18 protein-coding genes and 2 tRNA genes are annotated in these 23,859 nt (G+C 54.9%); 11 read left to right on the forward strand and 9 right to left on the reverse strand.

Translation table 11 applies throughout. From position 1 onward, the window contains the following. Positions 1–27: 27 nt before the first annotated feature. On the reverse strand, positions 28–1,230 hold the full coding sequence (locus ACWORE_RS01175; protein WP_455302158.1) for a L,D-transpeptidase: 1,203 nt from the start codon (positions 1,228–1,230) through the stop codon (positions 28–30). Between the two features lie 508 nt (positions 1,231–1,738). On the opposite strand from ACWORE_RS01175, the gene ACWORE_RS01180 reads away from it, so the two are divergent. After that, positions 1,739–1,811, forward strand: a tRNA-Lys gene (locus ACWORE_RS01180). Between the two features lie 192 nt (positions 1,812–2,003). Here ACWORE_RS01180 and deoC read toward each other — a convergent pair. Both deoC and ACWORE_RS01190 read right to left on the reverse strand, forming a co-directional pair. Then, the gene (gene deoC, locus ACWORE_RS01185) at positions 2,004–4,556 is read right to left on the reverse strand and encodes a deoxyribose-phosphate aldolase (protein ID WP_455302160.1); all 2,553 of its coding nucleotides are present in this window, start codon (positions 4,554–4,556) and stop codon (positions 2,004–2,006) included. A gap of 65 nt (positions 4,557–4,621) precedes the next feature. Beyond that, positions 4,622–5,917 (reverse strand): thymidine phosphorylase, encoded by a 1,296-nt coding sequence (locus tag ACWORE_RS01190; RefSeq protein ID WP_406604845.1) that lies wholly within the window; start codon positions 5,915–5,917, stop codon positions 4,622–4,624. A gap of 223 nt (positions 5,918–6,140) precedes the next feature. On the opposite strand from ACWORE_RS01190, the gene ACWORE_RS01195 reads away from it, so the two are divergent. After that, the gene (locus tag ACWORE_RS01195; protein ID WP_180962445.1) at positions 6,141–6,593 is read left to right on the forward strand and encodes a cytidine deaminase; all 453 of its coding nucleotides are present in this window, start codon (positions 6,141–6,143) and stop codon (positions 6,591–6,593) included. 2 nt (positions 6,594–6,595) lie between these two features. After that, positions 6,596–7,810, forward strand: coding sequence for a NupC/NupG family nucleoside CNT transporter (locus tag ACWORE_RS01200; RefSeq protein WP_337447788.1), 1,215 nt, complete (start codon positions 6,596–6,598; stop codon positions 7,808–7,810). A gap of 9 nt (positions 7,811–7,819) precedes the next feature. Here ACWORE_RS01200 and ACWORE_RS01205 read toward each other — a convergent pair whose 3' ends face one another. Both ACWORE_RS01205 and ACWORE_RS01210 read right to left on the reverse strand, forming a co-directional pair. Next, positions 7,820–8,755 carry a sugar-binding transcriptional regulator gene (locus tag ACWORE_RS01205; protein WP_455302161.1) on the reverse strand — a complete coding sequence of 312 codons (936 nt, stop codon included), beginning with the start codon at positions 8,753–8,755 and terminating at the stop codon, positions 7,820–7,822. Positions 8,756–9,636: 881 nt separating this feature from the next. Then, a tRNA-Arg gene (locus tag ACWORE_RS01210) sits at positions 9,637–9,713 on the reverse strand. Positions 9,714–9,840: 127 nt separating this feature from the next. Between ACWORE_RS01210 and ACWORE_RS01215 the strand changes: the two genes are divergently transcribed. From ACWORE_RS01215 to ACWORE_RS01240, 6 genes are all read left to right on the forward strand, one after another. Next, entirely contained in the window at positions 9,841–12,063 is a 2,223-nt protein-coding gene (locus tag ACWORE_RS01215; protein WP_455302163.1) for a bifunctional copper resistance protein CopD/cytochrome c oxidase assembly protein, read from the forward strand. A gap of 200 nt (positions 12,064–12,263) precedes the next feature. Beyond that, on the forward strand, positions 12,264–12,791 hold the full coding sequence (locus ACWORE_RS01220) for a Dps family protein (RefSeq protein WP_012732009.1): 528 nt from the start codon (positions 12,264–12,266) through the stop codon (positions 12,789–12,791). A 491-nt stretch (positions 12,792–13,282) separates the two neighbouring features. Continuing rightward, positions 13,283–13,900, forward strand: a complete 618-nt coding sequence (locus ACWORE_RS01225; RefSeq protein WP_455302165.1) for a single-stranded DNA-binding protein — start codon at positions 13,283–13,285, stop codon at positions 13,898–13,900. 234 nt (positions 13,901–14,134) lie between these two features. Continuing rightward, positions 14,135–15,805, forward strand: a complete 1,671-nt coding sequence (gene ettA, locus ACWORE_RS01230; protein WP_455302166.1) for an energy-dependent translational throttle protein EttA — start codon at positions 14,135–14,137, stop codon at positions 15,803–15,805. Positions 15,806–15,826: 21 nt separating this feature from the next. Continuing rightward, the gene (locus ACWORE_RS01235; protein WP_296136174.1) at positions 15,827–16,339 is read left to right on the forward strand and encodes an acyl-CoA thioesterase; all 513 of its coding nucleotides are present in this window, start codon (positions 15,827–15,829) and stop codon (positions 16,337–16,339) included. A 26-nt stretch (positions 16,340–16,365) separates the two neighbouring features. Next, positions 16,366–17,082 carry a hypothetical protein gene (locus ACWORE_RS01240; protein WP_406604841.1) on the forward strand — a complete coding sequence of 239 codons (717 nt, stop codon included), beginning with the start codon at positions 16,366–16,368 and terminating at the stop codon, positions 17,080–17,082. A 70-nt stretch (positions 17,083–17,152) separates the two neighbouring features. Here ACWORE_RS01240 and pepN read toward each other — a convergent pair whose 3' ends face one another. Beyond that, a complete protein-coding gene (pepN, locus tag ACWORE_RS01245; protein WP_455302169.1) occupies positions 17,153–19,894 on the reverse strand; it encodes an aminopeptidase N in 2,742 nt (913 codons plus the stop codon). 149 nt (positions 19,895–20,043) lie between these two features. Here pepN and ACWORE_RS01250 point away from each other — a divergent pair, with 149 nt between their 5' ends. Both ACWORE_RS01250 and ACWORE_RS01255 read left to right on the forward strand, forming a co-directional pair. Continuing rightward, the gene (locus ACWORE_RS01250) at positions 20,044–20,685 is read left to right on the forward strand and encodes a mycothiol-dependent nitroreductase Rv2466c family protein (RefSeq protein WP_455302171.1); all 642 of its coding nucleotides are present in this window, start codon (positions 20,044–20,046) and stop codon (positions 20,683–20,685) included. A gap of 4 nt (positions 20,686–20,689) precedes the next feature. Beyond that, positions 20,690–21,166 carry a ribose-5-phosphate isomerase gene (locus ACWORE_RS01255; RefSeq protein ID WP_046202577.1) on the forward strand — a complete coding sequence of 159 codons (477 nt, stop codon included), beginning with the start codon at positions 20,690–20,692 and terminating at the stop codon, positions 21,164–21,166. Between the two features lie 179 nt (positions 21,167–21,345). Here the strand turns inward: ACWORE_RS01255 and ACWORE_RS01260 are convergent, their stop codons facing one another. From ACWORE_RS01260 to ACWORE_RS01270, 3 genes are all read right to left on the reverse strand, one after another. Beyond that, positions 21,346–21,582, reverse strand: a complete 237-nt coding sequence (locus ACWORE_RS01260; protein WP_081429426.1) for a helix-turn-helix transcriptional regulator — start codon at positions 21,580–21,582, stop codon at positions 21,346–21,348. A 246-nt stretch (positions 21,583–21,828) separates the two neighbouring features. Next, positions 21,829–22,476 (reverse strand): ATP-binding cassette domain-containing protein, encoded by a 648-nt coding sequence (locus tag ACWORE_RS01265; protein WP_455302173.1) that lies wholly within the window; start codon positions 22,474–22,476, stop codon positions 21,829–21,831. Between the two features lie 4 nt (positions 22,477–22,480). Next, on the reverse strand, positions 22,481–23,602 hold the full coding sequence (locus ACWORE_RS01270; RefSeq protein WP_455302175.1) for an ATP-binding cassette domain-containing protein: 1,122 nt from the start codon (positions 23,600–23,602) through the stop codon (positions 22,481–22,483). Between the last annotated feature and the right edge of the window lie 257 nt (positions 23,603–23,859).

Here is a 23,859-nt window from a genome sequence, read left to right on the forward strand (position 1 = left end):
ATCTTTAGGGTGAAGGGTAATAGGTATTTACTGGACTACTGTCCCGTTCTTACCGCTTTCCACGATCTTGTCGTAAGGAATGTTCCAGTCGCCGAGTCCATCGGTGCCAGAAAGTTGTCCACCTTGCGTGTTCTTTACCTCGACGATGTCACCAATGGTGGTGTTCTCGAGGAACCACTTCGCGTTGTCGGGGCTGACGTTCAAGCAACCGTGGGAAACGTTCGTATTTCCCTGTTGCGCGATCGACCACGGTGCCGAGTGGACCCAGATGCCGGAGAACGACATCTGGGTCGCGTAGTTCACCGTGCTGCGGTATCCGCCGGCCGCAGTGGTCGGCAGACCGAACGTCGAGGAGTCCATGATCATGGAGGGGTTGTGGTCTCCCAGGAAGTACACGCCGTTCGGAGTGGGGTAGGAAGCCGAACCCATGGAAATGGGCATCGTCTTCACAACTTCGCCGTTCTTCTTGACAACCATTTCTTTGGTGTTGTCGTCGGCAGTGGCAATAATCTGATCGCCGATCGTGAAGCTGGAGCTGACATCGTCGTTGACATAGGAGCCTTCGCCGAGGTCTTTACCGTAGAGCTTGGTTTTGACGGTGACTTTTGTGCCTGGCTGCCAGTAATCCTTGGGGCGCCAACGCAGGAGACGTTCGTTCACCCAATAGAAGGATCCGTCGACGTGGGGTTCTGTGGTGACTTCAACGTTGTCTTCGATCTTCTTCTTGTTGGTGACGTAGTCGCCGAAGTCGATACTCAAGGGCTGTCCAACGCCGACCTTCATGCCATCACCAGGGGTGACGGTTGGCGACATTGGATAGGTTGGAGACACCGTCGTGAACGTCGAATTAAGCTTCTTGTCTTTGGCCGTGGCGGTCAAGGTATAGGTCTTGCCGTAGCCAAGGTCCTCGTCAGTTTTCCACGACTTTCCGTCGTTTTCTGATTGACCTTTAACTTCTGTCCCATCCGAAGAGGTGAGTGAGACGTTGGATAGCTTGCTACCAGCCTTAACGGTGACGGGATCAATGACCGAAACATTGGTATCGCCGTCGGAAACGCTGGCAACAGGCTTGGCGTCCTCTTTCATCTCAGAGGTTTTCGCTCTGTTGGACGTACTTCCGCTTTCAACCTTTTGGAGTGTGCAGCCCGATACTCCGATCACTCCGGTGACCACCAAAGCGGAAATGATCATGCGTGCGTGCTTGCTACGCATGAACCTACGTTGTGGCATTTTCCACCCTTACACATTCGTCATTCGCTGCGTGTGTGCAGCCGTTCATACACGATATATCAGCGAGGGATCCTCGCGTTACACCTTCTGGATCACGCGCCTTCAGTGATGTGTCCATAAAGTTGATTCTTATCGTACTAGAGAACTTTAAGCGACGTTGTAAAGAATCGGGGTGTTTGCGCGGTAACAACTTGGGAACAATCCTTGAACGACTCCATAACGCTTTGTGTGGAATTCAATGTGGTTGCTCAAACACTCTGAGTGGGGCTCATGATTGATCAGTTGATTGATCGGTCTGTTGAGTTTCCCACGAGCGAGATGGGCTGCATAGCCGGTATGAATTTTGTTGCCGACGATTGTTCGGTGTCGTTTTATATCGTAATGAGCTGGACATTTGTTGGTTTCGGGAGAGGTTGCTATAGTTCTTCCTCGTTGCAACACCGCGGATTTACCCAGTTCTTGTATTGCAACAATGCGACGTTTACCACCAAGGTGATCGTTGTTTTCTGCGCCATTAGCTCAACTGGCAGAGCAGCTGACTCTTAATCAGCGGGTTCGGGGTTCGAGTCCCTGATGGCGCACTAAAACCCCAGCTAGAATGTCGTTTAAGCCTCTAGCTGGGGATTCTTTATACCCAAAGGTCTTCATAAAATATGGCTTATACGGGGGGTATACGACATGCACAGGATTGCACCGATTGATTAAACAATCGGTGTGAAACCTGTTGTCGGCGGGCACCAGAAACCCACAAAGGCCTTCATTCAGGCGGGTGCTTAGAACCCGGTCGCTACGGTTATTTCTGCCCGGACCTGCTCGAGCTTTGCCTGAGCTTTAGTCTGTAGTGCCATGATTTCGGTTGCTGTCGCGTCCTCATCAACGGGTAAGACAACCTCGAGATAGCACTTGAGTTTGGGCTCAGTCCCAGAAGGCCGACAGATGACGCGTGTGTTGTCCTCAGTGAGGAACAGGACACCATCTGTCCCCGGTAAACCGTGGTAACCGTCCGCGAGGTCAGCGGACTCCGTGATGGGCGATCCGGCAAATTCAGCCGGCGGGGTTGTCCTTAGCTTGGACATGCCATCGACGATTCGTTGGCGGTTCTCAACCCGGAACGCGGCCTGAGTCGTGGCGTAGACGCCGTTGTCGCGAGCAATCTCCGTGAGCCGGTCGTCTACCGTTTTACCTTCTCGATGGAGAGAATCGACGAGGTAAGCGACGGTGACGGCTGCCGACACCCCATCTTTGTCCCGGACGATGCGTGGGTAGGTGCAGTAGCCAATCGCTTCTTCATAACCGAATGCCAAGTCCGGGGTGCGCCCGATCCACTTAAAGCCCGTCAAGGTAGGGCCGTAATTGAGGCCATACTTGCTTGCAATAGCTCCCAGTAGCCGAGACGAGACGATGGAGTTAGCAAAGACTGAATCCGACGTCTGAGCGGTCCCATCGCCTGAGGCTGCGTCTGCATCCGAGCCTGAATTATGGTGAATCGGGCGCAACTTTGTGCGTGCGACGAAGTCACCGAGCAGACCACCAATTTGGTCACCAGTTAGTTGGCGATACGTCGGTTCCGTCGATGACCCATCGCTCCCGGTGGCGTCGCTGGTCTTTGTAGGAATGGCGACAGAACACCGATCAGCGTCGGGGTCCAAAGCGACCACGACGTCAGCCTGAGCGCGTTGAGCGGTGTTGAGGGCGAGATCCAGGGCTCCCTTCTCTTCCGGATTGGGGAATGAAACGGTGGGGAAGTCCGGGTCCGGTTCAGCTTGTTCCTTGACGAGGGTGATATTGGTGAACCCCGCTTTGTTGAGCGCCTTTGTGGCGGTTTCGGCCCCAACACCATGCATTGCGGTGAGTGTGATGGAAATATCACCGTGGAACGAACTGTGGGATTCGCCGGACGTGGGGAAGTCATCGCCCTTGCTGGCGGTTTCCGCCATGCGGAATGGTTTCGTTTCCTTCTCGAGAGCTTCGAGATAGGCTTCCCGCACTTCCTCACCAAGGAAGGTAATGCCCTCTGACGAACGCGGGATGTCCTTCGCCGGACCTGTTTGTGCGATTGCATTAGCAATGTTGCTGTCATCTGGCGGGACGATTTGTACGCCGTTGCCCCACTGGTCGGTCATGCGTCCACCTAGATAGACCTTGTATCCATTATCCCGCGGTGGATTGTGAGAAGCGGTGACCATAATGCCGGCATCAGCCTTCAAATTCCGAACCGCGAACGCGAGTAACGGGGTAGGCAAATGGCTCGGTAAACGTAGCGCATGGCCCCCAGCAGCATTAATAACCTCAGCCGCATCGGTAGCGAAATCTGCCGACCCGTGGCGAGCATCATGGCCAATAACGACGACGGGCGCGGATCCGATGGATTCGGTTAAATACGATACGAGACCTGCGGTGGCTTTGATGACGACGGACCGGTTCATCCGTGATTCCCCGGCGCCGATTTCTCCACGTAAACCAGCAGTTCCGAATTGCAGTGGTCCAGAGAAGCGAGCGGCTAATTCGTCGATGTTCCGTGTTTTGATGAGTTCTCGGATCGTTTCAGCATCTGTGGAATCAACATCGCTGTCAGCCCATTTTTCCGCACGGGCGAGGATGTCGCTGTGCGTAGCGTCTTCACTTTGAGGGGAATCTGCGAGGCCATCCAGAACGGCTCGTGTTCCAGAAAGACCCAGGCGGTTTGCCCCCGCAGCAATCATCTCCAGTGCTTTTTCTGCTGTCCGAATTCCACCAGACGCCTTAACTCCCATGTCAGGCCCGACGGTCTTGCGCATGAGGCGAATGGCGTGAGCACTCGCACCACCACTCGGGTGGAAACCTGTCGATGTCTTGACGAAATCCGCGCCTGCATTTTTCGCAGCGTTACATGCGGCGACAATATCGTCGTCGGAAAGAAGAGCAGTTTCTAGGATGACTTTAAGAACAGTGGGCGAGGGAACGGCATCCCGGACCGCGCGAATGTCCTTTTCGACGGTTGCCCAATCGCCTTCGGCTGCTGCTGCCAGGTTGATGACCATGTCGATTTCATCTGCGCCATTGTTAACTGCCAGGCGGGCTTCTTCGGCTTTGATCTCACTGGCGTGGGCTCCGGAGGGAAAGCCACATACCGCCGCTACATGGAGTTCGTCGGGAACGGTGACGGGCAGCATCGATGGAGAGACACAGATGGAATACGTCCCGAGCTCAGTGGCCTCGTGGATCAGCTCGGCGACGTCGTGATGCGTTGATTCGGGTTTGAGAAGAGTGTGGTCGACGATGGAGGCGACTTCGTCGCGCGAGGGTGTGTTCGTACCAGATGAAAGACTGTCTGGCGTAGTAGGCACAGTTTCTCCTAAGAATTGAACAAAAGTTGTTCAATGTTTTTGCGGGCACTGAACAACGGCCGGGGCTAGTTGATTTTTTCGATAACGACGGACTGACGTGGTGTAGGAACGCCCTCCTCGCTAGGAGCAATACTCCAGCCTTGGTTGAGTGATTCCAGAGCGCGTTCGAATCGGTCCGTGTCCTCAGAATGAAGCGTGAACAAGGGGGTGCCTTTCGTGACCTTTTGGCCGCGGTCCACGAAGATTTCAATTCCAGCGCCAGCCTGAACTGGATCTTCTTTGCGTGCACGCCCGGCGCCCAACCGCCAGCTAGCCACACCGATGGCAAGAGCGTCGAGTTCGGTGATCACGCCATCTGCATCCGCGTACACAGTTTCTGTGTGTTTCGCGGTGGGCAGTGGGGCATCGGGATCGCCGCCCTGGGCGCGGATCATGGATTTCCAGGTGTCCATTGCACGGCCATTCTTCAAAGCTTCTTCAACGTCAGCGTCGTGAACTCCGGCTAGGTTTAGCATTTCACGGGCTAATTCGCAGGTGAGCTCAACAACGTCGGCGGGCCCTCCACCGGCGAGAACGTCCAGCGATTCCCGGACCTCGAGGGCATTGCCGACAGTCTTCCCTAGCGGCGTGGACATATCTGTGAGCAGTGCGACCGTTTTGACCCCGGCGTCGGTTCCCAAGTTGACCATTGTTTGAGCCAGTTCGCGCGCGTCGTCAAGAGTTTTCATGAAAGCTCCTGAACCAACTTTGACATCGAGGACGAGCGCGCCCGTGCCCTCCGCGATCTTTTTGCTCATGATTGAACTTGCGATCAGGGGGATGCAGTCCACGGTGCTGGTGATGTCGCGCAGTGCGTAGAGCTTTTTATCCGCTGGTGCGAGCCCTGAGCCGGCGGCGCAGATGACGCATCCGGGGTCTTCGAGCATCTGCATCATGCGATCGTTAGACAGGTTTGCCTGCCAGCCCGGGATCGATTCCAATTTGTCCAGTGTTCCACCAGTGTGACCGAGCCCTCGTCCGGAGAGCTGTGGAACGGAGACTCCAAACGAAGCCACCAATGGAGCGAGGGGGAGGGTGATTTTGTCACCCACGCCACCTGTCGAGTGCTTATCCGCTGTCGGACGCGACAGTGAGCTAAAGGACATAGTCTCACCGGAATTAATCATCGCCTGAGTCCATTGCGCGATCTCTGGCCGGTTCATCCCATTGAGGAAGATAGCCATTGCGAGAGCAGACATTTGTTCATCGGCGACGACTCCGCGGGTGTACGCGTCGATAACCCAATCTATCTGATCTTGGGAAAGCTCCCCCTTATCTCTTTTGGTGCGGATAACGTCGACGGCATCGAAATGCTCAGCCATGTAGTACTCCAATCAGTGTTCCGGTGTACCGTGAGGTCACCTGTGAGGCGGGAGTGGGGATGCGTCATAAGGCTTAAAGTGTGACGTAACCAACTCTTGTTTCCCCGTTGTGATCTCAATTATAATAACAGTCGGAACGTATGTCAATATCTTTTTTCACATATGTTCGCAGGCTTACTTGACGACGCCACCCTTCGTGGCTCCTTGATCGTGAGGACACATCATGATTGAAAAGAACGCTTCCGACGTCGGCAGTTCTCGGGGTGAATTTTCTGATGCGGCAGCGGATATCGCACTGCTAGAACAAGCGCGTGACGCTGCCAAAGGTGCATATGTGCCATACAGTGAGTTCCCCGTCGGTGCTGCTATTCGCACCACGGAGGGGAAGACCATCACTGGGTGCAACATAGAAAACGCCAGCTATGGTTTAACGAACTGCGCGGAACGAACAGCATCCTTTCGCATGATCGCGGAAAGTGGAGACGTTCCCCGTATCGACACAGTCGCCATTGTTGGTCTCAAAGCCGAACCGTGTTGGCCTTGTGGTGCCTGCCGGCAGGTTTTGAGGGAATTCGGTTGTTCTCGTGTCATCGTGGAGAAAGAATCGCGCCCATTTGTTTTGCCCTTTGAATCAATTCTCCCATTTTCCTTCGGCCCTGAAGACCTGGAGGGGTAATTATGGAAAGATTTCAAGGGCTAATTGGTATTGCCATTATCCTTGCTCTCGGCGTTGCGTTATCTAAACACCGGTCTAAAATTAACTGGCGAACGCTGGGCACCGGCCTTGCCCTCCAAGTAATTCTGGCTCTTTTAGTCCTGAAGTGGGGGCCCGGATATCATGCCCTCAAGTGGCTAGCGGAGGGCATCGACCAGCTCATCGGCTATACCGACAAAGGAACAGAATTCGTTTTCGGTCCCTTGTTTGGGGACAAAATCGGGTTCGTCTTTGCACTCAATGTTCTCCCAGTCATCATTTTCCTCGGTGCGATCATTGGTGTTCTGTACTATCTCCGGGTCATTCAAATTGTTGTTGAATACGTTGGCGGTGCCCTCGGGAAACTTATGGGTACGTCCAAGGTGGAATCGGTTTTCGCCGCAACCGTTATTTTCTTGGGTCAGAGTGAAGCACCACTCCTTATTCAGCCGTATATCAAGAAGCTGACGAAGTCCGAATTATTTACCTGTATGACCGGCGGTTTTGCCTCCGTCGCGGGGTCCACCTTGATTGGCTACTCTCTCTTGGGGGCTCCACTTCCATACCTCTTGGCGGCAAGCGTGATGAATGCTCCGGGCTCGCTACTCATGGCCAAGGCTTTCTTCCCGGAAACAGAAGAGAGTCAACTGGACGCAACTGTCCGGGATGTCCGCGATGAGGAATCAAAGAACGTCATTGATGCTCTTGGCCGCGGCGCTATGAATGGTGGACGCATTGCTGTCACCGTCGGATGCCTCCTGATCGCCTTCATCGCGGTCATCGCTTTCTTGTCAGCGATTATCGGAGGAATCGGTAGCTGGTTCGGCCATTCCGAATGGAGCCTAGAAGGAATATTCGGTTGGGCGCTGGCCCCATTTGCTTGGGCTATCGGCGTTCCATGGCACGATGCCGTTGACGTCGGTAACTTTATCGGGCAAAAGACGGTGCTCAACGAGTTCGTGGGCTACACCTCATTCGGGAAGCACGTCGATGAACTCTCCGACAAAGCCGTCATGATCTCAACCTTCGCGCTGGCTGGGTTTGCCAACTTCTCCTCGATCGCAATTCAAATGGGATCGATGGGTGGACTAGCACCAGAGCGTCGCGGTGAGATAGCCAAATTCGGAATGTTTGCCCTTCTGGCAGGTTTCTGCGTCAACATGATTAACGCCGCAATTGTGGGAGTCGTCGCAAGCTAGGGTGGGCAATCATTCCTCAAGTAAGCGCTCTGCGCACGCTTGATCAGTGACTAAGTGCGTTGCCATTCCCGCTTTCAGCGCAACTTTCAAGGCGCGCACTTTGTGTAATCCGCCCGCGACGAGGAGTCGGACCGGGCGCTGCGCTAGGTCTTCCATGGTTATTCCGACAGTGCGTTCGTCCACCGATTGCACGGCGACGGACGCGTTGGCGTCGAAAAACCGCGAGCAAATATCACCCACCGCCCGTTGACGAAGCTGCGTGCGCTCAGCTGGGGTAACGCTGCCGAGATTAAGGGCGAGACTGTTTTCTCCCGCTGACCCCACCGTGAAAACGGCGATGTCAGTTTTTCTCCCTTGCTCGAGAACATTCGCGATAAACCGGTCTTTTTCTACAAGTTCTTTGGTCTCGGCATTATCAAAAATGACGGGGAGGGGAAGGGTACGGGCATATGCGTGAAAGGCTTTACAAAACAACGTGATCGTTTCGATATCGTTCGTTTTCCGGTCGGTATATGACATCCCGCCTTTCAGCTGAACGATCGTCACGTCGTGAACATTTTTCTCAGTGAGATGCTGGGCAATGGAATACATTGTTCGCCCCCACGACACACCGACACTGGACCCGTCGACGACAAGGGAACGGAGGGCTTGCGCACCGACATGACCGAGGGCATCGACGATATCGTCGGTGGTCTGCGATACAGGTTGTGCAAGTCGCACAGATGTTAAACCGTATTTTGTCGCTAGTGCCGTTGCGGTGGTGGACGACGCTTCCCGCGGATCTCGAATAGTGATGGTTACGAAGCCACGGTCGTGGGCATGCTGAATGAGCTTGGATGTTGTTGGTCGTGAAATGCCTAAAGCCAGAGCAACTTCTGCTTGGCTAAGGTTGTCGCGGTAATACATTTTTGCCGCGCGTAGGGATTGCTCATCACGACTGTCCACAGTTCAACCTCAATCAACTAATGCTGAGTGCTTGTACGCATGCTTTATTTAACTTGACTTTATTTTGCCTGATACAGCTGGGGTTATAGTGATTGCGGGGCGTTCACGCTGAACAGCGTCCCTGTCCACGGACCACTCCACCAACCTAATCGGTAGAACAAGGTACACGCCGCTTAGTGCCAATCTGCCTCTGAGCACTATCCGGATTTGTGTCATGAGAGTGGAAGCTATCAACACTGCTGGGCATCCATAAGTACTGCGGCACCACCAAGAGCTATTCCTCAAGAAGGAAGAACACGAGTCGTGTCGCAATGCGCTGGGTGCTTCTGGTTTGGGCTAGACAACAACGACGTGGCAGTCATCATTGTCCAGTTGATGTATGTCAAGGGGCAATCAGAAAGCTACTAAGGAAGGCTAAAGTAGGCCTCCATTCCAGACTTCAATAAAAAACTCCCTCGACATCCATATAGACAGCTTAGGTTGCATTACCTAAGCTTGAATGAGCTCACGCTTTATGCTCTCAGCATTCATCGATAGTTCTAGCTGCTGTTTTTGGACGTGGGCCGCTTAGTTGAAAGGAGAGTCCGATGCGGAAGCGAACCGGTGAGGTCCTGAAAGCTATTCGATGGTGGATTGGAATGGCCGTCGGACTCTTAGTTTTCTTCTACTTGTGGTCTTTGGTCTTCAAAGAGGACTCGTTTTTCATGGGAGGAATGGGGGAAAACGCTCCTGTTTGGAACCCTCGTTGGGGTCATATATTGGATTTATAGCCGGCCTAAGAAATAGAACTTCACAAATGTAGTCCATTGATTGTCAGAACGCACCAGGGCTGACAAATAAAACGTCGTCCAGACCGTGTACCCAGTCATCGCGGGGTAGTGTGGCGCCCCTGGCAGGATTCGAACCCGCGCCACTCCGGGTAGAAGCCGGATGCTCTAATCCACTGAGCTACAGGGGCATTTTATCGATCGTGGGTTGCGCTTTCGTCGCAATCCACTAGACGAATATAACAGTACTGAACTCTTTGCTGATAACTGGTCCTTCGGGTTGATTAGATTGTCTCCGTGCTGGGTAGGCTTGGGAGTATGACGGAGGTAAAGACGAAAGCTGGTTCTTCGGTGCCTGTCCGGTCAGCTACCGGTTACTTTGTGCTCGCCGGACTTGTGGCCGGAATAGTGGGGGCGGCGATCGGGTATTCCTTGTACAGCGAATCACTGTCTGCCCTAGGAATTCCCGATCCGGGTTTCTCGGTATCATTCGGCCTCCCATTTGTCCGTGGCCTGGCCACGATGTTCGGTTTCATCGGGGTCGGATCATTCTTGATGTCGGCTTTTGGTACCCCGCCGCGGAAAGATGGTTTTCTCGACGTCGACGGGTATAAAGCAAGCAGAACCGGCACATGGTGCTTATTTATATGGGCTGTTCTCGCGCTGCTCCTCATACCGATGAGCTTGTCGGACGTTTCCGGAGCCCCACTTTCGACGACGCTTAGCCCGGCACACTGGGGCGAAGCGATCGACCAAGTATCCGTGGCGCGTTCCTGGATGTGGGTCGCTATCTTTGCGCTAATTACTGTGGTGTGGTCCCTGGGCACGCGGCGCTGGATTTTCCAGATGCTATTCTTCGCGTTTTCTCTGGTGACGTTGATTCCTATCAGCCTCGAAGGGCACTCCGCGGCCGGCGGTAATCACGACTATGGCGTTAATTCGTACCTGTGGCACTTTGTGTTTTGTGCATTGTGGGTCGGCGGCTTGGCGGCAATGATCCAGCACGCCCTGCGCAAAGGGCCCCACATGGACGTCATTGTCAAGCGATACAGCTTCTTAGCATTGGTGTCGATTATTGTTTTGGCAATCTCAGGAGTAGTTAATGCGTTGCTCCGCATCCGCGTCGATGAACTCCTGACCAGTGATTATGGCCGAGTAATTACAGCCAAAGCGGTTTTGCTCATCGTCCTGGGCATTTTTGGATTCCTTCACCGACGAATGACGATCCCCAAGCTGGAAAAGAATCCGTCGGACCGACTCGCCTTTTCTCAAATCGCGATCGTGGAACTGGTCGTGATGGCCGCGACAATCGGCGTCGCCGTGTCATTGTCTCGTATTCCACCACCCTTGCCGAAAGAGCTGAACCTCAACGTCATGGAGCTCGAGCTGGGCTTCAGTCTGACGAAGCCACCGTCGTGGGGTGGTCTGTTCGGCATGGTGCGGTTCGACATGATTTACGGAACCGTCGCAATAATTGCGGAGGTTTTATATGTGTGGGCCTACGTCCATCTCCGGAAAAAGGGCGGGGAGTGGCCTTTTAGGCGGGTGTTGTGGTGGGCACTAGGGAACATTCTTCTACTTTTCGCGACGTCTTCTGGCCTCGGGATGTACGCGATGGTGTCGTTCTCGATGCACATGATCCAGCACATGATTTTGTCGATGGCGATCCCGATCGCCTGGGTTTTGGCTGGTCCGGTGACCTTATTCCTCCGCGCCTTGCCTGTTGCGGGGCGCGACGGTGTCCCTGGGCCACGTGAGTGGATTGTTGCTTTTATCAATAACCCGGTTTCGCGGTTTTTAACGAACCCCGTTGTGGCTGCTGCGCAATTCGTTATTGGTTTCTACATTATGTACTTCACGCCTCTATTTGAGGCTCTCATGAAGTATCACTTCGGTCACCTATTCATGATCGCCCACTTCTTGGTCTCCGGATACATTTTCTACTGGATATCAATTGGTATCGACGCGGCACCTCGCCACACCTCTCCGTTCATCAAAATGGTGACCATCTTAGGAACAATGCCGTTCCACGCTTGGTTTGCAATCGCCCTCATGCAGTTGAATTACCCGCTCGGGCAACCGATGTATGAAACCTTCGGTATTCCGTGGCACGTCGATTACATGGCTGATCAGAACCTGGGCGGCAAGATCGCGTGGGCAACCGGTGAGATCCCACTGTTAATTGTGACAGCAGCTCACTTCCTGCAGTGGCTTCGGGAAGATAGTAGAGAAACAGCACGCTATGAGCGTCGGGCTGACCGCACCCACGAGGCCGAACTCAATGCCTACAACGAGATGCTCGCGGCGCTGAACTCTGGCGCAGGGGATCGGGAACTGCAGGACTACTACAGCTCAGATTATTCGTCTGACGAGGTGCGGAGTTACTTCCACCAGAAGAAGTTTGAGCACCATAACGTACCGAAGGCACGCCGCTCATCAGCAAAAACGCCTGCCGATAAGCCAACCGGCAGTGTTGACGCTGAGCAGCAGGATGTCAGTGGAAAAGGTTCAGGGAACGGTAGGTCCAGTGAAGGGGACTGAGCTGATAACCGGCCGGATTAGCCTCGCCGGGGCCCAAAGTCGGCAATAGCTAAGCCCTATCTAAAGCCAGCTTATTAATAGTTGCAACGCGTATAGGAAGGGTGTATAACTAGGGGCAGAGCGAAGGAAAAGCTCGGTATCGGGCACAGTCCACGTAGCTCTGAGACGACAAACCAACTTATCGAGAGAAGGAAAAAAATATGACTTCCGCGCAAGCATCTGTTGGGCGTTCGGCTTCCGCTGAGAGCTCTGTTCAAACAACTCCAGCCTTTAGTGCTCCTAGCGACGTTGTTTCTGATCTGCAGAAGGTTCTCGTTGATTTCATCGATTTGAGCCTGGTTGCCAAGGAAGCTCACTGGAACATTCTCGGACCGAACTTCCGCGATCTGCATCTGAACTTAGACGAGCTTGTTTCGGTTGCTCGTGAAGGCACCGACGAAATCGCTGAGCGTATGCGTGCTTTGAATGGCATTCCCGATGGTCGCACGGCCGTTGTAGCCGCAGGTTCGTCCCTTCCGGAGTTCCCGGCAGGAGAGATCCTTACTCACGACGCTATTTCCCACGTCGTCGAGGCTATTAACGCGACAACCAACACCATGCGTGAGGTTCACGACCGCGTTGACGAGGCTGACCCGACGAGTGCTGATCTGCTGCACGAATACATCAAGCAGCTGGAGCAGCAGGCTTGGTTCATCAGTGCCGAGACCCGTACTCCATCTGGAAAGTAGTACAGATCGATCTTCACTGTGCGCCTAGCTGAACCCTTAAACGGGTCTTCAGCAGCGTGTTTCCCTGTTCGTCATTGGAGGTCATGACGAGGCCTCTCAATGACATGAGCCGGACTGTGCGATAGCGCGGTCCGGTTTTTCTTTATCGTTATGCGATTATTCGTTTTATCGACGACGCCTGCTTTCGGCACTCACCCCTTCTGTCGGCACGGGTCGGCATTTTTGTTTCACCGATCTTTTTCACTGTGTGGATTCACTGTGCAAACAAGAAAAACACACGTATAAAAATCTGTGGATAACTTTAGTTATCCACAGCGGCGGCCCGATGAGCTCCTCACGCGCCTAATTTCCGGCCCACCTTGTGCCACCCTGAGGTTGTCATTTTCAGATCGTCTCTATCGATGAGGACTTCACGGTACTGCGCTAATCAGCTACTCAGCTGCTCAGTCTCTACCGGGAGCGCCCTTCGTGGGAGGGAGAGTAGGTACGTCATGGCACAAAATTCTGCAATGGTCACCGTTGTGGGAAACGTCGTCAGTGATCCAGTTGATCGAGCACCATCAGGTCGAACCCCTTTCGCAACTATGCGCGTTGCGTCGGATCGTCGATGGCGTGACGACGACGGTGTGTGGCAGTCATCTGACTCATTATTTATCGACGTCCAGATGTCCGGTCCACTAGCCACAAACTGTTTGAAATCGGTAACGAAGGGGATGCCAGTTGTTATATACGGTCGGCTGATTACTCATTCGTGGGAGGCGACCCTGGACTCGGGGGAGAAAATCATGCGGAGCTCCGTGAGGATAAAGGCCTCTCATGTTGGAATTGACCTCAACAGGATCGTCATTACGTCCGCGATGACCAGCCGCCTAGGACGTTTGGTTCCGTTGGAAATCGGCTCCTCTGCTGGAGCAGCCAAGGGGTCAGGGGAGGTGACGAGTCTCGCCACCGATTGGGACGGGACGGCCACGCCGGATGGAAATCCATTCCCCGAGGGTTCGTCGAGTGATTCGAGCACTTCCACCGACTCCACAGTCCTGAGGGACTCCGGCACTCTGAGCGAACAGGAGGACTCATACAGCCGAGACGTCGCCCTGGCTAGCGCATGAGGACGTGCCTCCGTGAAGGAGTCGTCGTAACTGGTTGTTGTTAGGACCGTGCTTGCGTACCCTCAACGGTTAGACTTTGCTGAGGAACTTGCGCGGGGACCATCCCACCTCTTAACTCTCGAGGTTGATCCTGGAGATTAGCTTTCGAGGTGGTGAACCCTATGGTCATCGGCCATAGTAGGTGAGCAGAGAATGCTAGGTTCGTGTGGCATAGAAAAATGAGTTGAGGACTGTATGGGTGAATTCATTTACACAATGAAAAACGTGCGCAAGGCACATGGAGAAAAAGTCATTCTTGACGACGTCACCATGGCTTTTTATCCGGGGGCCAAGATCGGCGTGGTGGGGCCAAACGGTGCCGGAAAGTCGTCGATCTTGAAAATTATGGCGGGAATTGATCAGCCCTCCAATGGTGAGGCGTTCCTCGATCCCGGTGCTTCTGTGGGGATCTTGCTCCAGGAGCCTCCACTCAACGAGGAAAAAACCGTCCGCGGCAACGTGGAAGAAGGCCTCGGAGAGATCTGGGAAGTCAAGCGTGAATATGAAGAAATCGCCGAAAAGATGGCGACGGATTATTCCGATGAACTCATGGAACGCATGACTGTCCTGCAGGAGAAGATCGACACTGCCGACGCCTGGGAACTGGATTCGAAGATCGATCAGGCCATGGATGCGCTGCGGTGCCCGCCGTCAGACTCGCCAGTGACGACGCTATCCGGGGGTGAGCGTCGTCGTGTAGCGCTAGCCAAGCTTCTTTTGGCTGAGCCAGATCTATTGCTGCTCGATGAGCCCACCAACCACTTGGACGCTGAGTCCGTGCTCTGGTTGGAGCAGCATCTGCGTAACTATCCAGGCGCGGTGTTGGCTGTTACCCACGACCGTTACTTCCTTGACCACGTTGCTCAGTGGATTTGTGAGGTCGATCGCGGGAAGCTGTACCCCTACGAAGGTAACTACTCCACGTACCTTGAGAAGAAGTCCGAGCGCCTGCAGGTTGCGGGTAAGAAGGATGCCAAGCTGCAGAAGCGGTTGAAGCAGGAACTGCAGTGGGTGCGTTCGGGCGCGAAGGCACGTCAGGCGAAGAATAAGGCTCGTTTGCAGCGTTACGAGGAAATGGCTGCGGAGGCCGAGAAGTACAAGAAGCTTGACTTTGAGGAAATCCAGATTCCGACCCCGCAGCGCCTGGGTAACCAGGTTGTGGAGGTGAGCCACCTCAATAAGGGCTTCGACGGCCGTACGTTGATTAAAGATTTGTCCTTCACATTGCCTCGTAACGGCATCGTCGGCGTTATCGGCCCGAACGGTGTGGGTAAGTCCACCTTGTTCAAGACGATTGTGGGGCTTGAAGAGCCGGATTCCGGCGAGGTGAAGGTCGGTAAAACTGTCGACATCAGCTATGTCGACCAGAACCGCGAGAATATTGACCCCGAAAAGACCGTGTGGGAAGTCGTCTCTGACGGGCTGGACTACATCATCGTCGGCCAGAATGAAATGCCATCGCGCGCGTATATCTCGGCTTTCGGTTTCAAAGGTGCTGATCAGCAAAAGCCGGCCAAGGTGCTCTCCGGCGGTGAGCGTAACCGTTTGAACCTGGCGCTGACGTTGAAACAGGGTGGTAACCTGATCCTATTGGATGAGCCCACCAACGATCTGGATGTCGAAACTCTCTCCAGCTTGGAGAACGCTCTCGAACAATTCCCAGGGTGTGCCGTCGTGATCTCCCACGATAGGTGGTTCTTGGACCGCACCTGTACGCACATTCTCGCCTGGGAAGGCAATGTTGCCGAAGGCCAGTGGTACTGGTTTGAAGGCAACTTCGAGGATTATGAGAAGAACAAGGTCGATAGGCTCGGTGAAGAAGTTGCGCGTCCCCACCGTGTGACTCACCGGAAGTTAACTCGCTAACTCGTTAGGTCGCGGTGAAATATGCCGTTCCGTGAAGTACTCGGACGCACTGGCCGGGTTCATACACTGTCGCTGCCACTCCGTTGGTCCGACTTCGATATGTATGGGCACGTTAATAACTCGGCATATCTTGAGTTTTCGCAGGATTCCCGCGTCGCATTCTTGAAGGAAATGGAGTCGATCGCCGGTAAAGGTTCGGTGCCTCAGGTGTTCGTACGCCATGCCGAATTGGATTACCGACGCGGAATTTCGCCATCCAGCCACACTGTGACCGTGAATTCAGAGGTGACTCGGATTGGCCGGACGTCGTTTGGTGTTCGGCAACTGATCCTCGATAGCGACGGGATCGTGTGTTGCGAAGTGAAGATCACGCAGGTTGCTGTCGACCTGCGGTCAAGCTCCCCGCGCGAAATTACGGACAGCGAACGGCAGGTCCTCGAGTCCATGATCACCCGGCCCGTGAGAGAGATCGAACGGGGCCAAGATAATGAACCCGATATCGACCAACTCGTGCCTCCGGATTCCACGGAGTAATCCATCGGCCTTATCCAGGGGACACCATGCCGATAACTATTGAGCACGGCGTTGCTCGAGACCTCTTTACCTTCATGTCTCGGGCAGAGCGCCTCGATTCGACGGCGCTGGTCCGGATTCATCCTGCGGATACCAGATCACGCCAACCCAATGCCGCGGGAGCTGCCGTAGAGGCCCGTGACCAGCGTCATCAGTGGTTCGATATTTATGTCACGACGCCGCTTGGCCCCTTTGGGCTGCGACGGGTCCGTGGTGTGTGGGGCAATGACTCGGCTCGTGACGTCATCACGCACTGTGCGAACGTGCGGCGAGCCATCGATGCGTCGACCCATTTTCACTCCCGACAGGGTGGTCCGATAACTCTGTCGCTGGAGCACCCCGGTACGCCGGGAATGTGGCCCGGACCTGTGCCTCTGACAGAGACATTCACCCATATTGATGACGTAGCAATAGACACTGTTGCCGCGTTATATAACGATGTCCGTGATACAGCCACGGCAGAATCGGGGCCAGCGGGGATAGCTCAATCGCTGTTGGACCAAAAGATTATGACTGTCGAATCGTCGACGGCGGAACAGACGGCGCAGCTCACGTCGCGAGCCATTATCGCCCTGGGAAGCCTCGGTTTTATCGGAGGCGATATTATGCGGGTATCCGTTTCGCCTCTCTGGGTCAGGACGGATACCAGGCTGGGAACGGTCCTTGCACAACGCAGGAATCGGCTGAACCTACTTAATATGTAAACCCAGCCCGGTCCGTATGGCCGGGGAGGCCTCGGCGTCCCTAGTTCAGGAGACATCGAGGCTATAGCTTTTAGCTCCGGTCGTGTTCACGTGCTGCAGCGAAGCGGCGCTGATTATCCTTACCTTCCGCGATCAGTCGGCGGAAACCAGCGGGCAATTCTTCGTTGGCAACCAGTTTCTCGGCTCGAGCGATAGCCTCGTCCGATGTATCCCATGATGGATACATTCCCGCGAGCACGCGCAGAGCCATCTCGCCATTGAGGTTCTCCCACACGCCGAGGGCCTCATCGAAATAACGATCGCGGTAACCGGCCAAGAGCTCGTCACTGCCGGCAGTCCTAAATCCTGCGACATTCGACAACAACTGGCGGTTCGACAGCGTCGACGCATCCTCGCCCATGATGTCATCCCACACGCGAGACTTGTTTTCCGTCGTTGGCAGGAGCGCCCGCGCCGCAATCGCCGCTTGTTCACCCAACGACGAACGGTCGTTCGCGGAGGTTTCGTCGATCAGCTTTGTGACCTCATCCTCTGACACCCCGTGGGAACCGCTGGACGCGGCAAGCATTTTGATCGCAAGCCACGTCATATCGGTATCGATGGAGAGACCGTCCAGTTCGACACTCTCCGGGGTGCCATCGACAATCGCGCGCGCGATAGCAACAGTCTCGGCGGTGGGCTCCACATTGGGCAGCTCCTTGACCGCCGCGAGCTGGGTATCGCTACCCGGAGCAGCCGCGCGTGCCGTCGATACCAAAGCATGAGCAACCGCATCCCAGCCTTCGTCGGCAAGCCACGTCGGGTTGGCATAGTTCCTCGCTGCGGACACAACCTGTCGGACTAATTGCTGAACGACGGCGGTTTCCGTCTCATGAGGCAGACCACGCTCAACAAGCGCGATGAAATCACGAGCGCGCAAACGACCAACGCGCAGACGCTCCCACTCCGCCGACCAGCACAGAGCGCGAGCCATGGGATCCTTAATTGCCGGCAGGTGATTCAGCACGAACTCGTTGGAAGCATCATCGAGATCGATGAGCGCATATGTCAGGTCGCCATCATTGGGCAGAATGAGATCGCCGACGGGAGTGCCGACGAGTTCAGGAACGTCGGTGCTCTCACCGTGGATATCCAGCTCGGTGTTAGCTGTGCGAACGACGTCACCATCCTGGAGGGAATAGATGCCGACGCCGATGCGGTGATCGCGGTGTTCGCCTTCACCCGGTTGCGCACCACTCTGCTTGACAGCAACTGAGGTGTAGGCCCCGTCTTTAGCCTGCGCATCGACGGACAAGGTGTTGACGCCGGTGGTCTTGAGCCATTGATCAGCCCACTGGGACAGATCGCGTCCCGACGATTCCTCGAGCGCGTCAAGGAGATCATTGAAGGTCGCGTTGTCGTACTGATGGCGCTGGAAATGCAGGCGTACACCGGCGAAGAATTCGTCGAGCCCGACATAAGCGGCTAGCTGCTTAAGAACCGACGCGCCCTTGGCATAGGTGATCCCGTCGAAGTTCTGGTCGACGGTTTCGATATCCGACGCGTCCGTCGAAATCGGGTGCGTGGACGACATCTGGTCTTGCGCGTATGCCCAAGCCTTTTCGACGTGGGCGAATGTGACCCACGCGGTGGTGAATTCGCTGACCTCAGTTTGAGCCTGCGCCGAGGACCAGGTGGCGAATGATTCGTTAAGCCACAGGTCATTCCACCACTTCATGGTGACGAGATCGCCGAACCACATGTGCGCCATCTCGTGGAGGATCGTGTCATTGCGACGCTCGTAGAGGTACCGAGTGGTGGCCGACCGGAACACATAGTCTTCACGGATCGTGACGGCCCCGGCATTTTCCATTGCCCCCATGTTGTATTCAGGGCAGAACACTTGGTCGTATTTCTTAAATGGATACGGGATGCCAAAGTGCTTAGCGTAGAAATCGAATCCCTGTTTTGTTTCCTTAAACAGTTCTTCGGAATCGAGGTGCTCGGCCAGCGCCCGTCGGCAATAAAGACCGAGGGGAATTTCGACTTCCTGGCTGGCCGATTCGTCCGACGTTTCGGTTGATTTGTCCGATGTTTCGGGGTGCGGAGTAATGGTTCCGCGCCAGACATCGGTGGCTTCGGTGTACGGCCCCGCCATGAAAGCAATTAAATAGGTAGAGAGAGGGTAATCAACCTCAGCTTCGTGAATGGCGACCGTTGTTTGTGGGTTGTCGCCGTCGGTCGTGAGAATACCCGCGCGGGGAGAGGTCACCGTGGTGCTGACAGGGCCATTAGTAATGAGCCGCCACGAATCAGGCGTGATGATCTGCACACGGTACGTGGCCTTGAGATCCGGCTGGTCGAAGCACGCGAAGACGCGTTTGGCGTCGGCAGTTTCGAATTGTGTGTACAGGTAGACCGCATTGTCCGAGGGATCGACGAAACGGTGAAGTCCCTCACCTGAGGTTGAGTAGCGGCATTCGGCGCACACCGTGACGCGGTTGTCGCCAGGTTCCAGATTGCGAAGCTGAATACCGGCTTCCTCGTCATACTGGTTATCCGAATAACGGATCGCATCGGTCGTGACATCGGTCCCGTTGAGTTGCACAGATGTTACCCGCGAGGCGCGGAGATCCAGGAAGGTTCCTTGCTCCAGATCGCCCTCCGACACACCGTCGCGTGTGTGGAACCACACTGTGGTCTTTGACGTAAAGATTTTTTCTCCAGGAAGCCCATGTCCGTCAGTGAGGTCTAAAATTATGGAGTACCGGTCCACTCCAATGAGTGCGGCCCGGTCCTTGGCCTCTTGCCAGGTGAGATTAGTTGATGACATTCCTGCGTTGTGTCCTTTCACTGGAGGGCTTTGGAATATGCGAGAGCATAAAGTTCCCAGATATTGAGACTACTAGGTGATGAAAAATCGCGGGAGCAATGAGCCCTCGGTGGGCACAGCGCCAACGTACAGATCATGGAGGTAATGACATGGCCGACAAACAACGAGTCGATTTTTGGTTTGATGTCTCCTGCCCGTTTTGCTGGGTAACATCCCGGTGGATTAAAGAGGTAGAAAAAGTCCGGGATATCACTGTGGTTTGGCATCCTATGAGCTTGTCGGTTCTCAATGAAAACAATGATGATCTTCCCGACGATTACAAGAAGATGATGAAACAGACGTGGGGCCCAGCTCGCGTTGCCGCCCTCATTGCCGACGAAAATCCGGAGAAATTAGACGCCTACTACACCGCAATGGGCACCCGGATTCACGATAAGAAAGAAGTGGACGCTCACGCCGGCGAGGGATTCGACGACGTGCTCCGCGATGCCTTGGAAGAGATTGGCCTTCCGGCGTCGTATCTCGAGGTGGCACACTCCACTGAGCAGGATGATTCGCTACGCCGTCACCACCAGGGCGCGATGGACGCGGTCGGCGACGACGTGGGGACGCCCGTGCTGAAGTTGGGCGATAACGCGTTCTTCGGGCCAGTGATCACCCGTGTACCGCGCGGGGAAGATGTGGGACGAATCTTCGATGGGGCAGTGGCCTTGGCAGCGTTCCCACACTTCTTCGAATTGAAACGATCTCGCACAGAGATGCCAGAAAACAAGTCTGCTGAGCTACCCTAGAACTATGCGCGTTTATCTTGGTGCGGACCATGCTGGGTTCGAGTTGAAAAATACTATTGCTGCTCATTTGGAAAAGAACGGCCACGAGATCGTTGATTGCGGGGCTCATTCCTTTGATCCCAAGGATGATTACCCTGCTTACTGCATCGAGGCCTCTGCCCGGGTCGTGAATGATCCCGGATCATTGGGCATCGTGATCGGCGGTTCCGGAAACGGTGAGCAGATCGCTGCCAACAAGGTCAAGGGAGCCCGTTGTGCTTTGGCCTGGTCCGTGGAGACGGCCAAGCTTGCCCGGGAGCACAACAATGCACAGCTCATCGGTTTAGGGGCTCGCCAGCACTCCGAGGAGGAAGCCCTCGAGATTGTCGACGCTTTCATCGAGACGCCGTGGTCAAATGAGGAACGCCACCAGCGGCGGCTCGATATTCTTGCGGAGTATGAACGTACGGGGATGGCACCTGCGTTGCCCGAAGACCAGTAGGCCGCTCGGGCTGCCGTCGGGGCTCGGGCACGAACGTGTCATAAAAGAAAGCATCTCTTGTGCAACAATGTGCAAGAGATGCTTTTCCTTTTCCGGTGTTATCTTCTTTCAGCTCGCCCTCCACCGAAGAGGAGCATTCATCATCGGACAGCGTGGCTATGGCCTGGTCAGGGTGGCGCTTAACCGTCGGTGTCGGAGTCGTTTTTTCTCCTACGGTCAACTCGATTCTCGTGCCAATGCTTTACGTCTTCAGCGTCCCAGAGAGTCAACCCCTGAAACTTTGCTACAGGCTTTGGTGCGCGACCACGACCCGCATAGCTGGTGAATGTACCCCGCGCTGTACCAGAAAACTCAGCGCATTGCGCTGCGGTCCACAGCTCGTGTCCTGAGTCTTTGTCAAGAAGGATCGGTGTCATGAGTCAGGAGTGTACGCCCGAAAAATAGGGGAGCGCTATGTAGCAAAACTCCAGCTAAACCGGCATGAAATCCGTTAAACTACTTATTACACCCCCGTATGTGTTCAACCCACGTTTAAAGGCGCTGCTTACCAAAGAATCTGCAGATTTCTGCCCGATAAAGAATCGTTAACTATTCGTTATCGAGCCGGTAAAAAAGTTACCCCATAGTAGGGGTACTGATAATGGTATGGTTGCCAAAACTAATTATTGGAACTCGACTGAACGGTGCCCTCGTTGTCCTTCCACCACCTCGTGGTGGTCAACAATCAGGTGCCGAGCCTCCAACCGCTCAATCATCCGACGGTCGTGAGTGACAACAAGCACTGTTCCCTCAGCACTCGCGATGGCATCCTGCACCTCTTCAATCAAGTCCACGGAGAGGTGGTTCGTCGGCTCGTCGAGAAGGAGAACATGAGGCGGGCCGGCTGCAATCAGCGCAAGCGCTACTCGTCGCTGCTGGCCTATAGAGAGGTCCCCGACGGGCCGAATGGCGTCCTCAGGAGCCAGCAGTCCGAGCTCGTCGAAGCTCACAGTGGGGTGGGGTGCCAATGCATACAGATCCTCTGCTGATTGTGTGGGATCATCCCATCGCTGCTCTTGGCGGAGAACACCGACACTTTGGCCCTCCCCAATGCGAACTTGCCCGCTCTCTGTCGGCACCGCGCCGGAGATAGCCCCGAGCAATGACGACTTGCCTGCTCCATTCGGGCCTGTGATCACTACTTTTTCGCCCGGGCGAATAGTCAAAGACCCCACGCGGACACGATCAGGGACGACGAGTCCTTGTAATTTAATGGCGAAGTCCTCCTCGGATCCTGCCGCGACCCGACGACGCGGTACGGGCGCCGTCAAGGGTTCATCGAAACCGAGAACTGCGGGGGCTGTTCCACACCGTTCTCCTCGAGCTCGGTAAGACGCGCGCCGCACGGATTCGTCGGGACAATTGACGCTCGGCCCGGTTACCGGCCATCCCATACATGGCCTTTTCGTTGTCCCGCTTCGCCTTCTTCGGACCGGCCGACTCATGATGCGCCTGAATATCCTGCTCTAGCTGGCTTTTCTCCCTCTGCTCCGTCTTCCATTGATGCTCCCACAGCGCGCGCTCATGCCGACGGTGATTGTCATAAGCGGTGTAATTGCCCCTAAAAATGTGAACTCCCTCGCGCCGGGGCACGATATCGCCGATCTGGGTACACACCGCGTCGAGAAAATCTCGATCATGCGTAGCGACGACAACCACGCCAGCGTGGTTATGAATGTGATCGATAACAAGTTCTCTGCCACGGTCGTCGAGGTGGTTCGTGGGCTCGTCGAGGAGGAGAATCTCGGGATTGCGAATGAGGGTGAGCGCTAACCCAAGACGCGCCCGCTGGCCACCAGATAAATCGGCTGTCCTGCGTGAGAGCAGCGGTTCGCCATCGACAGTCGTGGAGTCATCATTGGTGAGGCTGAGGCTGTCGAGAATGATGTCCGCGTTATGTTCGGCATTCCAATCATCGTGGGCCGTGACATCGGAGAACATCGTGGAATAGTGCTCATTTGCCTGGGCAACTTCCTCGTCCGTCTCCGCGTCGGCAAGTGCTTCCGTGGCCTCCTCGAATGCGTGCAAGCGACGGAGTGACGGCCCCAGTGCCTCTTTAATGAGCATCTCGCCGGTCGAATCGAAGGGGGCCTCTAATTCCTGGAAACCAAGAACACGTTGTCCGACGTGGGTGACGACGCCGCTCGTGGGCTTGCGTCGGCCAGAGAGAACCCACATTAACGTCGATTTACCAGCGCCGTTATCGCCGACCAGCCCGAGAACGTCGCCCGCTGACAAGGTGAGGTCGATATTGCGGAGAACCGGTACTCCCGAATAATCAAAACTGACGCCGTTGGCGATAAGTTGCGTCTGGGATAAATCAGTGGAGAGAGTTGTTGCCGTCAGTGATGCGGAAGAATCGCCTGATAGTGAGGTGGCAGGAGAATCGGTAGGCATGGTTCCTCCAGGGGTAGTGTCGTCACCATTATTTTACGCGACGGGCCTTTAGGTGACCAACATTCTGGGCGTTATTGCTGCTGGTGGTGCTTGCCTAATTGGCGACGCGGCTGCTGGTGTGAAGCTGATGCTTCTGTACTAGTGGGTTTTTTGTTCGTGAGGCGTTTAATGCGGTGTTTAAAAGGCAGCGTTGTAGCGGGATCGGGAATGCGTAATTTGTGGGGAGTTCGGGTTTTGCGAAACCGCGAACGAAATGT

Source organism: Corynebacterium sp. c7Ub_26 (assembly GCF_053760365.1).